10 protein-coding genes are annotated in these 11609 nt (G+C 68.4%); 7 read left to right on the top strand and 3 right to left on the bottom strand.

The features are described from left to right. Window positions 1–10 precede the first annotated feature (10 nt). The 7 genes from TBIF_RS17845 to TBIF_RS17875 all read left to right on the top strand — a co-directional run bounded on the left by TBIF_RS17845 (window position 11) and on the right by TBIF_RS17875 (window position 9951). Window positions 11–880 (top strand): SDR family oxidoreductase, encoded by an 870-nt coding sequence (locus tag TBIF_RS17845; RefSeq protein WP_024796113.1) that lies wholly within the window; start codon window positions 11–13, stop codon window positions 878–880. Continuing rightward, the gene (locus TBIF_RS17850; protein ID WP_024796114.1) at window positions 880–3081 is read left to right on the top strand and encodes an acyl-CoA dehydrogenase family protein; all 2202 of its coding nucleotides are present in this window, start codon (window positions 880–882) and stop codon (window positions 3079–3081) included. The genes TBIF_RS17845 and TBIF_RS17850 overlap by 1 nt, the downstream gene beginning before the upstream one ends. A gap of 258 nt (window positions 3082–3339) precedes the next feature. Next, window positions 3340–5154 carry an Ig-like domain-containing protein gene (locus TBIF_RS17855; protein ID WP_024796115.1) on the top strand — a complete coding sequence of 605 codons (1815 nt, stop codon included), beginning with the start codon at window positions 3340–3342 and terminating at the stop codon, window positions 5152–5154. Between the two features lie 19 nt (window positions 5155–5173). Further along, on the top strand, window positions 5174–6931 hold the full coding sequence (locus TBIF_RS17860) for an Ig-like domain-containing protein (RefSeq protein ID WP_024796116.1): 1758 nt from the start codon (window positions 5174–5176) through the stop codon (window positions 6929–6931). Between the two features lie 121 nt (window positions 6932–7052). Further along, window positions 7053–7775 carry a MerR family transcriptional regulator gene (locus TBIF_RS17865; RefSeq protein WP_024796117.1) on the top strand — a complete coding sequence of 241 codons (723 nt, stop codon included), beginning with the start codon at window positions 7053–7055 and terminating at the stop codon, window positions 7773–7775. A gap of 9 nt (window positions 7776–7784) precedes the next feature. Next, complete coding sequence (locus TBIF_RS17870) at window positions 7785–8633, top strand: class I SAM-dependent methyltransferase (RefSeq protein WP_024796118.1); 849 nt, start codon at window positions 7785–7787, stop codon at window positions 8631–8633. A 148-nt stretch (window positions 8634–8781) separates the two neighbouring features. Next, a complete protein-coding gene (locus TBIF_RS17875; RefSeq protein WP_024796119.1) occupies window positions 8782–9951 on the top strand; it encodes a lipase family protein in 1170 nt (389 codons plus the stop codon). Window positions 9952–9971: 20 nt separating this feature from the next. On the opposite strand, the gene TBIF_RS17880 is transcribed toward TBIF_RS17875, so the two are convergent. The 3 genes from TBIF_RS17880 to TBIF_RS17890 form a co-directional block, all read right to left on the bottom strand. Beyond that, entirely contained in the window at window positions 9972–10409 is a 438-nt protein-coding gene (locus TBIF_RS17880; RefSeq protein ID WP_024796120.1) for an SRPBCC family protein, read from the bottom strand. Next, the gene (locus TBIF_RS17885) at window positions 10406–10747 is read right to left on the bottom strand and encodes an ArsR/SmtB family transcription factor (protein ID WP_024796121.1); all 342 of its coding nucleotides are present in this window, start codon (window positions 10745–10747) and stop codon (window positions 10406–10408) included. Before TBIF_RS17885 ends, TBIF_RS17880 begins: the two co-directional genes overlap by 4 nt. A 164-nt stretch (window positions 10748–10911) precedes the next feature. Beyond that, the gene (locus tag TBIF_RS17890) at window positions 10912–11154 is read right to left on the bottom strand and encodes a glutaredoxin domain-containing protein (RefSeq protein ID WP_024796122.1); all 243 of its coding nucleotides are present in this window, start codon (window positions 11152–11154) and stop codon (window positions 10912–10914) included. Window positions 11155–11609 lie beyond the last annotated feature (455 nt).

Consider the following 11609-nt stretch of genomic DNA (forward strand, 5'->3'; position numbering starts at 1 on the left):
AGAAATACACGTGGGAACCCTTGAAGGACGCGTCGCGATCGTCACCGGCGCTGGCCGGGGCATCGGCCGCGAGCACGCGCTGCTGTTCGCCCGCGAGGGTGCGGCGGTGGTCGTCAACGACCTCGGCGGCGCCAACGATGGCACCGGTGCGGACGCGAGCCCGGCGCAGCAAGTGGTGGACGAGATCATGGCGGCCGGCGGCAGTGCCGTCGCGAACACCGACAGCGTCAGCTCGTGGAACGGGGCGAAGGGCCTGGTAGAGCAGGCAATAGGCGAGTTCGGCCGCCTCGACATCCTCGTCAACAACGCGGGCATCCTCCGCGACGCGTTCATCGCGGGAATGGATGAGGCCCATTGGGATTCGGTGATCGCAGTGCACCTGAAGGGCCACGCCGCGACGCTGCACCACGCCGCCGCCTATTGGAAGGCGCAGTCTAAAGCGGGGGTGGAGGTCAACGCCTCGGTGATCAACACCGCGTCTGCGTCGGGCACGTTCATGCCCAACGCCGGGCAGGGCAACTATGGCGCGGCGAAGGCCGGCATCGCCGCGCTGACGCTCGTCGCCGCAGATGAACTCGACCGCTATGGCGTGCGAGTGAATGCCATCGCGCCGATTGCCCGCACCCGCCTCACCCTCGCGACCCCGGGCATGGGTGCGCTGTTCGCGGAGGAGGTGCCGGAGGGCGAGTTTGATGCGTTCGGTCCCGAGAATATTTCGCCGCTGGTCGCCCGCCTGGCTGCCGGGGACTGCAAGATCACCGGCAAGGTCTACGCGGTGCAGGGCGGTGCTATCACGGAGCTCGTCAACTGGTCCGGCGGCGACACCATCGAGAGTGAAGGCCCTTGGACCACAACCGGTCTCGCGAACAGGATCGGCTGATGGCCAAGAACGCGTACGAGCTGGGTCTAGGGCTGACGCCAGAGCACATGGCCCTCGCGGAGTCGGTGGAGGCGTTCGCTGAGCGCACGATCTCCGCCGACGCCGTCCGCGCCGCGCTCGAGGCCCGGCACGAGGAGAAGTTTCCGCCGTTCTGGTCAGCGCTGGTGGGCCAGGACCTACTGGGCCTGCACGTATCCGACACGCACGGCGGATCGGATGCCGGGTTGCTGACCTTGGCCGTGGCGCTCGAGGCGCTCGGCCGCAGTGCCGCCCCAGGGCCGTTCGTCCCCACCGCGCTCGCGGCTGCGCTCTTGACGGCGTCGGACTCGAAGGCGGCTATCGAGCTGCTGCCAGGACTGTTGGACGGAACTCGCACGGGCGCAGTGGCTTTGGGCGAACCGATCGAAGCAACCCTGGATGACGGTGTGCTGGTTCTCTCCGGCGCGTTGGACGCCGTGCTCGGCGGGCTCCAAGCGGATGTCGTCATCCTGCCGGTGCGCCTCGACGGGCAGGCTCGCTGGGTCGCCGTCGACGGGGCGGATCTGGAGCGCACCGAGCAGGACAGCTTGGACCTGTTGCGGCGCTCGGCGCGGGTGGCGGCCACGGAGCTGCGCACGCCGGCCGATCGGCTGCTCGACGGGCTGGCAGAAGCCCGCGGAAGATCCATCGCCGCAGTGGTTTTGGGTGCGGAAGCCGTCGGCCTGATGTCCTGGTGCGTCGCCACCGCATCGGAGTATGCGAAGACGCGGGTGCAGTTCGGCCGGCCCATCGGTCAGTTCCAGGCGGTCAAGCACATGTGCGCCCGCATGGGCATCGCGCTCGAACAGGCCAGGGCCGCGCTCTGGGACGCGGCGTGCGCACTGGACGCGGGGGACGCGACGGCGGACTTCGCCGCCGACATCGCCGCGGTGATCGTGCCGGACGCGGCCGTGACCGTCGCTCAGGACTGCATCCAGGTCCACGGGGGCATCGGCTTCACCTGGGAGCACGATGCCCACCTGTACTACCGTCGGGCGCTGGCGATCCGAGGCGTGCTCGGCAGCCGCGAGGGCCGGGTGAACCGGGTCTCGGACGCCTCGCTGAGCGGCGTCGGGCGGGCCTCCACGCTTGAGCTGCCCGCGGAGGCCGAGGAGATCCGCGGACCGATCACGGTGGCGCTCAAGGCTATTGCCGGGGTCGACGACGAGGACGACCAGCTGGTCGCGCTCGGCGACGGCGGCTGGGTGCAGCCGCACCTGCCCACGCCCTATGGACGCGGCGCCGGGCCTCTGGAGCAGATCGTGATCTCGCAGGAGATCGCCGCCGCCGACATCGCCATGCCGCAGCTGTTGATGGGCGGCTGGGCGGTGCAAGCGGTCGTCGCGCACGGCACCGAGCGGCAGAAGCGGGACCTGGCCGTGCCGACCTTGCGCGGGGACCTCGTGTGGTGCCAGCTGTTCAGCGAGCCGGGCGCCGGCTCCGACTTGGCGTCGCTGACGACCAAGGCGGAGAAGGTCGAGGGCGGATGGAAGATCGCCGGCCAGAAGATCTGGACCACCGTCGCACAGTTCTCGGATTGGGCCATGCTCATTGCCCGCACGGACCCGGCCAAGCCGAAGCACGCGGGCATCACGTACTTCGTGCTCGACATGTCCAGCCCCGGCGTCACCGTCCGGCCGCTGCGCGAGATGACCGGCTCGGCGCTGTTCAATGAGGTTTTCTTGGACGGCGTGTTCATCCCCGACGAGAACGTCGTCGGGGCGGTGAACGACGGCTGGCACGTCGCGCGCACGACTCTCGCCGGCGAGCGGGTCGCGCTGAGCCAGAAGATGGAGGCCTACGCGACGGACAAGGACCTCCTCGCCTTCGCACGCGGCAGGGAGCTCTCGCCGGTGGGCCGCTATGAGCTGGGCGAGTTGGTGGCGCAGAGCCAGGCGGTCGACCTGATCAGCGCGCGCATCGTGCTCAAACAGCTCTCCGGGGCAGACGTGAGCACCACGTCCAGCGTCGGCAAGTTGCTGGCCATGGGCCTGGGCCAGCAGATCGCCGAGTTCGTGGTGGCACAACTGGGTGCGGCGGGCACCGTGGCTGTGCCTGGCCAGCCCAGCGACAAGGCCATGGAGCAGCTCATCGCCGGGCGCGCGACGACGATCTACGGCGGCACCACCGAGGTGCAGCTCAATGTGATCGGGGAGCGGATGCTGGGGCTGCCGCGGGATTGACCGGGGGCGGAGTGGGCGGTCGCGGCCGGGGGGCGCGGCCGCCCAGTCCGTTTTGCCCGACGAATCCGGCCCGGGACCCGACGTCGGCATGCATATTCCGAGCGGAAGGGCAAGGAGTCCTGTGATTCCTCCCCGATTTATGGGAAGAGAGTAGCGGAAACAACCGTCTTGGACGATAGTGTTATAAATCACATTCGGTTGTAGTCCTCGCGCCTACGGATCCGTTGGGCGTGACCGCAAGTCTCGCAAGGAGAATCCATGGCAACCCGCTTCTTGAAGCGAACTGCCGCGCCGTTCACGGTCCTCGTCAGCGTTATTGCGCTGGCTCTGGCCATGATCGGCACGGCAACCGCAGATCCGACGGCCCCCCCGATCTCCTCGACCGGAGATAGAACCGCAGACAACCTCGGCTGGAACTTCCAGGTCGTCGGTGACAATATCCTCGAGCCGGGCGACACCGTCACCTACCGTGCCAGCATCTGGGAGAACTCGAAGGCTGGCGGGTTCCTCAATCTCGGCCGCTACATCACGGCGATGAGGCAGGTGGCTCCGGCGGGATTCGAGTACGAGAGCTCGGTCGTGTCCATGGATGCCACCGTTAGCTCGGAGGGGGACGACGGCGTCAAGGCGACCTGCACCGGTGGCGGCTGCAAGAGCGCGCCCCTGAATGCCGCGACGGGCTTCAAGGTCATCGGCGGGACCGTCCTAACCTACGACGTCACATTCAAGGTGCCGGCGGACCATGCTCCAGGTGACTACGACAGCTCCTTCATCTTTGACGTCGCGACGTTCAGTAGCGCACAGGGCGCGAGCCCCTCGGGCGTGAAGGTCCGCGTCGAGGACAGCCGCGTGAGCACCACGACCACGCTCGAGCTCCCGGCCAAGGCCGGGCTCGGCTCTGAGACCGAGCTCAAGGCGAAGGTCACTCCGGCCGGGGCCGAGGGCACGGTGCAGTTCTACATCGACGGCACCGGCGTGGGCTCCCCGCAGACGGTCGACGCGAGCGGCACCGCGGCGCTGGGCCACACCTTCGACGCAATGGGCGACTTCGCGATCTCCGCGAAGTACACCGCGACCGGCGGCCACCATGACTCCGAGGCGACCGCGCAGACCCTCGAGGTCGGCAACATCGACACCGCCACCGCCTTGGAAATCCCGGCCACGGCCGAGGCGGGCGCCAGCGTCGCACTGAAGGCGAACGTGACCCCGGCCAACGCCCAGGGCACTGTGCAGTTCGCCGTCGACGGCGTCAACGTCGGCAACCCGGTCTCGGTCAGTGGCGGCCAGGCCACCCTCGACCATCGCTTCGACAACCCCGGCGCTCCCGAGGTCACCGCAAGCTTCGTCGGCGGCTTCGGCTTTGAGAACTCCGAGGCTGCGGCCCAGCAGGTCAGCGTCGCGTACGGCGCCTGGCAGACCACCACCGTGGTCGTCGAGCCCGTCTTCGCGGAGTCCGGCAGCCCGACCAACCTGATGGCGACCGTCCGCCCGATCCCGACCGGTGGCGAGATCATCTTCCGCGTCGACGGCTCTGAGGTTGGCCGCGCGGATGTCGGCACCGCCGACGGCGTCGCGGTCCTTGAGCACACCTTCGGCGCTGCCGGGGCGTACCAGGTGGTGGCCGAGTACACCGGCACCGCCGGCTTCGACGAGTCCACCTCCGGCGCGTTCACCGCGACGGTCCAGGACGCACCGCCCGTGTTGACCGCGGTCGACGCGAACCTGAGCGTCCAAGGTCTGTCGGTTGAGGGCCAGACGGTCACGCTGATTGCGACCGTGAACCCCGCGGACGCCGTCGGCACCGTGCAGTTCTACAAGGGTGCGGAGGCCATCGGCGGCCCCATCGAGGTGGTCGAGGGCAAGGCGACCATCACGACCTCCCTCGAGTTCGAGGGCACGCAGGTGCTTTCCGCCAAGTTCCTCGGCGGCGATGGATTCCGGGACACGGTCTCGAACCCCGTCGTGCTCAACGTCTCCGGCCAGCCGGAGGCCCCTGAGGAAGGTGCGGGCAGCCTTGGCAGCCTGCTGGACGGCCCGCTCGCGGGCTTGCTCGCCGGATCGCTGGGTGGCTGACATGACTACAGGAGGACGGATGGGTTCCAAGCTGTACCGCTTTGTCGCTCCATTCGCGGTGGGTGCGACGATCGTCTCGGGCGCGGCACTGCTCGCCACATCGGCGGGGGCGGACACGGTCACGACCACGACCGCGTTCATGAACGCGTGCCAGGCGACGCCGTCGAGCAGCCTGGCAGGCGGACCTCAAACGCAGGCGCAAGAGGCGTCGGTGGATGTCCAGGCACCGGATAGGGTCTCGCCGGGCGAGGACTTCGACGTGCTGATCACTCCGCCGCCGATTTCGATCGCCAACGACCTCGGGTCGGGTGCCAGCCTGCAGAACGTCTCGCGGCTCAAGATCGATGTCGCGATGCCGGCCAACGCCTCGTTCCTCGGGGCCGAGGTAATGCCCGGCACGTCCACGGGTCTCAGCGGCAAGGCCCCCGGCGTCATCGTGGTCAACGATGCCGGCAGCCCCGACCCGAACGGCACCATCATCCGGCTGTCCGGCGACAACGAGACGATCGGCAATGCCCCCGGCAGCTCGAAGAGCTCCGAGGGCGGCATCCGGGCGGTGGCATCGGGCAGCACCACCACGTTCCAGCTGCCGCAGGTCAAGGCCAAGCTGAAGGCCGGCACGACCGGAGTGGTCGAGATGAAGCTGCGCACCGCGGGCAACGCGGGGCTGTTCGGCAACGACGCGAACTTCCTCACGTTCCTGCCCAAGGCCAGCGCGCCCATCGTCGGCACCGTGTGGGCTCCGACCCAGTGCAGCCCGCGTGACGGCGCCGGTAGCCCGCTCAACACCGGCGCTGGCGCGCTGGCGACCATCGAGGTCGTGCGCGGTGTCACCAACACCGTCACACACCTGGACGGCCCGAGCGTGGTCACCAACGGCGGCCAGTTCAATCTGAACGCCACCGTGGTGCCGACCCCCGAGGCCGGCACTGTCCAGTTCGCGATGGACGGCGTGGACGTTGGCGGACCGGTGGACGTGGTCGGCGGCAAGGCCTCGCGGACGCAGTCTCTCGACGAGGACGGCGAGTACGTCTACACCGCCCGCTACAGCGGCGCGGAGTTCTACAACACGTCGGTGTCCGGGGACAAGACGGTCAAGGTGTCCACCGAGGACATCGCGACCACGACGACGGTCACCGGCCCGGCGCAGGACGCATACCGCGGCGAGCCGGTCAACCTCACCGCGAAGGTTGAGCCGGGCGTCTCCGGCGGCACGATGACCTTCGAGGTCGGCGGCGTCTCCGTCGGCACGGCAGAGGTCAAGGATGACGGTGCGGCCGTGTTGCCGCACACATTCGACACCAACGGGACCCACCGCGTGGTGGCGCGCTACTCCGGCGACACCGGGATCGCGCCCTCCTCCTCGCAGCAGTTCCCGGTCAGCGTCACCGAGGCTCCCGCCTCAGACGTGGCGACGACGGCCGTGGTCGACCAGGTCGGCTCGGTGGCCAAGGGCGCGGCCGTGACGCTCACGGCGCGGCTGGATCCGGCCGATGCGCGCGGCACGGTGCAGTTCAACCTGGGCGACCAGCTGCTCGGCGGCCCGGTCCAGGTGGTGAACGGCGTCGCGACTATGACGACCGTCTTCCAGAACCCGGGCGAGTTCGTCCTCACCGCCCAGTACACGGCTGACAGCGGATTCATCGACTCGGCCGCTGACCCGGTCGAGGTCACAGTCACCGGCGACCCGGACACCCTGCCGGGCCAGCCCGGCGGTGGCGGTGCGGGCAGCATGGATCTCGGCAGCCTCACCTCGCTCTTCGGAGGCATGAGCTGACCCACTGATTAGACGGCACAGGGCGGGCATCCCGAGATCTCGGGATGCCCGCCCTTTGCGTTGATTCATGCCTCTCACTAGTGTTTTTGACATAATAGGTCGCACACGAGACCCTTTCATCATGACTGAGATGACCTCCGCTGAGGCTGCCGAAGTTCTCGGGGTCAGCTCTCGGCAAGTGGCCCGCTTGGTCGCCGGCGGCCAGGTCCTGCGGACCAGGACGGTGGGCCGGACGTTTTTGCTCGACGAGGCGTCCGTGCGCAGAGTTCAGCGCGAGTCGGCGGGCAGCGGTCGGGCTTGGGCGGAGCCGACCTGCTGGGCTGCGTTGGCCGTGCTTTCCGGACAGCCCGCGCAGTGGCTCGGGCCTTCGGCGCGAACCCGGCTTGCGCATCGGCTGCGCAAGGCTGGTGCCGGTGATCTGGCTGCGGCCACGAGGCGGCGCGCCGTCGCACACCGCTTCGCGGGTCGCCCGGGGATCCTGCCCGAACTGCGCGAGTATGTCGTCGCCAGCGGGCGGGACGCGGCCTGGGCCTCGAATGATCGGTTCCGGCTGGCCGGCCCCAGCGAGATCGCGGAGGGGTATGCCCATGTCGAGAACATCCCGATGATCGTCGCCGAGTTCGCGCTGGCGCCGGACCCGGGCGGGAACATCGTCCTGCGTGGCGTGCGCTCGGCGGACGGCTTCGACATGGGGGCGACGCCCATCGCGGCCGTGGCGGTGGATCTGATGGAGTCGCTCGACCCGCTGGAGCGCGCTTCCGGCCAGCGGGTGTTGTCAGAGCTGTCGGCGGCCTATCGCAGGAGTGAGACCAGCATGCGGCGCTCCCCACGGGCGCAGGATTAAACTGGCCGCGTGAGAGAAACTGAGCAGGCCATCGGGACCCTGGACTGGGACGGCGCCCAGGGGGACTTCTGGGTGCGCGAACAGCAGCAGCAGGACGCCACGCTCAGCCCGTTCGTGCCCACCTTGCTGGACGCGGCGCATATCGGCGACGGCGAGTCCGTGCTGGACCTTGGTTGTGGGTGCGGCGCGACGACCCTCGCGGCGGCGCAGCGGGTCGGAGCCACGGGCCGCGCTGTGGGTGTCGACATCTCGACCGCGATGCTCGACAAGGCACGCGAATTGGCCAAGGAGGGCGGCACGGAGTTCTCCGGGGCCGAGTTCCACAGGGCCGATGTGCAGGTCCACGAGTTCATCCCAGGATCCTTCGACGCGGCGATCAGCCGCTTCGGCGTCATGTTCTTCGATGACCCCCGGGCGGCCTTCCGCAACATCGCGCACGCGCTGCGCCCCGGCGGCCGCCTCAGCTATGTCTGCTGGCAACCGGCGAAGGAGAACCCGCACATCTCGCTGCCGATTCGCGCGATCATCAACGCTTTCCCCGACGCCCTGCCACAGGGGACCCCGCAGCCCCCCTTCAGCATGGCGGACCCGAAGGTCATTCGAGAGTTGTTGGCCGCGACAGGCTTTTGCGACGTCGAGATTGTGTCAGTGGTGCAAGACCTGCGGGTGGGCGACAACCCGGAACAGGTCCTGGAGCACTACCTCGCGCAGCCGATGGTCCGGAAACTGCTCGACGGGCAACCGCGGGAGCTCGTAGTCAAGGTGTCTGAGCGGATCACCGCCCAGCTCGCCGACAATCAGCGTGTCGACGGCGTGTATCTCGGCTCGGCCGCCTGGCTGGTCACCGCTATCCGCTGAGCCGTCGATGGGCTAGCAACGTGAGTCCTCCAGTGCGCGCCAGGCGGTGGCTGTCACGGCTACTGAGGCTTTCGCGTAGACGCCCCTGAGCGGGATGGGGGCGGGTTACGGTGGTCCCCAGAATTCTGCGAACTTTAGGGAGTGACCGATGGGCGTACGCGTGGCGGGTCGAGTCAAGTCATATGCGCTGGTGGGCGCACTGACGGTGGGCTTAGCCCTCGCCGGATCGCCGGCAGTAGCCAGCGCGGACCCCGTCGGGACAGTGATATCCCAGGAGCAGCTGCCGGGCGAATTCTGGATCCCCGGCACCGCCGACGCCAAGCGGATCACCTACGCGACGACGGGGCCGAACGACGCGGAGGCGCTGAGCACCGGCATGGTGTTCATCCCCGAGGGCACCCCGCCGCCGGGCGGCTGGCCCGTGATCTCGTGGGCGCACGGCACCGTCGGGCTCGCAGACCAGTGCGCGCCGTCGCGGACCGGGCCGAGCGAGCGCGACCGCGGCTACCTGGCCACCTGGATGGAGCAGGGCTACGCGATCGTCGCCACCGACTACGCGGGCCTCGGCACCGACGGAGGCATGCCCTACCTCGACGGAAAGGTGGAGGCGCACAACGTCGTCGACATGGTGAAGGCCGGGCAGGGTTTGGGTCTCGGCCTGTCGAAGGCCTGGGTCACCATCGGCCAGTCGCAGGGTGGCGGCGCGGCGATCACCACGGCGCGCTATGCCACCGAGTACGGCCCCGGCCTGGACTATCGCGGGGCGGTGGGCACCGGAGTGCCGGCCTACATCGAGAACATCGTCGCCATCGCGGGGCCGAACATGCCGCCGATCGCGCTGCCCACGGGCATGACGGCCTACGGCATGCTGATTCTCGCGGGCCTGGACGTCTCGCATCCTGAGCTGGATCTGCCGAGTTTCCTCAACGACCGTGGCCGTGAGCTCCTCGACCAGGCCAACACGCTGTGCCTCGACCCGTTCAAGGAGAAGATCGCGGGAACGGTCCTCGGGGATATCTTCACCAAGCCGCTGGCCGACATCCCCAACTTCCACGGGATTCTCCACGACTATATGGGCATGCCGGAGCAGGGTTTTGACAAGCCATTCTTCATCGGCCAGGGCCTCAAGGACACCGACATCATCATGCCGTCGACCCTCATCTACGCGACGACCCTGGCTGCGAACCAGCAGCCGCTGACGTTCCGCGCCTACCCCACGGACCACAGCGGGACGATGGCCGCGTCGCTCCCGGACACCGTCCCCTTCGTGCGTGCGCTATTCGACGGTCACGCGCCGGCCCCGTCCTTCGGCAGCTAGCGGTCCGCTGATCGGGGCCGTCAATGGGCCAGGCGCTCAAGTAGAAGGTCGAAGGCGCTGTCCCAGCCGTCGTAGACGTTGCCGTCGCCCGGTGTGCCGCCAATGCCGCGCAGGTGGAATGTCATCTCGGTCTTGTCGCCGAGTGCAACCAGCGTCACGGTGACCACGGGGGAGTCCTCGACAGGGTCGTCGGGCAGGCCCCAGGTGAAGGAGAGTCGCGACGGCTCGTCGATCTCCAGGTACTGCCCGCCCGTGGGGTACTCCTCGCCGGTGGCGTCGTTGACCATCGTGTAGCGGTAGCGGCCGCCCACGTGGAAATCGAAGTGCACGCTCTCGCGGGGTGTGCTGACTCCGCGGGGATGCCACCACAGTGGGGCCTCGTCGGGGTCGGTCCACGCTTGCCAGAGGATCTCGCGTGGCGCGTCGAAGGTTCGGGTAATGGTGAATTCTGCGGTCATGGCGTCTTTCCCTTCGTGATCTCGCGCAGGCGCTCGTCGAGGGCGTCGAAGCTCTCCTGCCAATCGCGCAGGTGCTTGTCGACCCAGGCCGCGGCCTCGTCGAGTGGTTCGGTGCGCAAGGAGCAGGTGCGCCATTGCGCGTGGGCGGTGCGGGTGATCAGGCCGGCTCGCTCGAGGACCTTGAGATGCTGGGAGACGGCCGGCTTGCTGATCGGGAGCGGTTCCGCGAGCTCGCCCGCGGTGGCGGGACCCTGGCTCAGGCGGGTGATGATCGCGCGCCTGGTCGGATCGGACAATGCCGCGAACACGAGGTCCAACGGTGCCGCGCCCTCAGTCATTACATGACCTCCTTAATTAAGTGATCCATTAAGTATGCGCCGATCGGAGGGCGCGGTCAAGGGGGAATGCCCTCGCAGTCTCGCGTGGTTAGGCGCGGGTGGATCACCGCTGCGCACCACTGCGAGCCCGCCGCCGCTCGTCACTCGCGACTAGGGGCGCCGCATCAGGTCAGCCGGCGCAGCGCGTCGCGGACCAATTTGGGCGACGGGTTCACATGCGGGACGCCTTCGATCACCACGGTTGGGACGGTCTCGTTGCCGTCGGCGACCGAGCGGACGAAGGCGGCGGCGTCGGGGTCCCGCCAAATATTCACCATTGTGGGCCGTAAACCCCGTATCGCGAGCGAGAATCGGAGGCGTTGGCAGAACACACAACCGGGGCGCCAGTACACGGTGACTTCGGGCATCTTCCCAGTGTGGCACGGCCGCGGCGGATCCGTACGCCGGCTTTGTGGCCGAGCCGCGGTTGCCGAACCTGGTGTCGATTCGTAGTTGGTAGTCCTGCCCGGGCCCTACGTTCCGCGGGCACCAGACGCCCGTTTCGCCGGGAATCTAGGCGATGAGGATCGGGCTTCGCCCGCTCATGCGGCCAGAAGCGGTCCGTGTTCGCTGCGACCTGGGCAAACGGCCCAACGGCGTGGTCAGGATTTTCACCAGCGGGCACCTGACCTGCGATTGCCATGGTCGAGCGGCCTAAACCCCCCGTTGGTGAAGGCTGGCCAGCTGCCACCACTCGCGCCACCTGGGCTTTTCCCGTGACACCCGATTCGAGGCTCGTTCACCGGGGGATTTGCGGTGTCCGATGCGCCTGATTGGTGCGATGCGGGCGTTGTCTGCCCGCGCAACGTAGGCCCGCGGCAGG

It is taken from the genome of Tomitella biformata AHU 1821 (assembly GCF_000524475.1).
In the GTDB taxonomy this organism is placed as follows: Bacteria; Actinomycetota; Actinomycetes; order Mycobacteriales; family Mycobacteriaceae; genus Tomitella; species Tomitella biformata.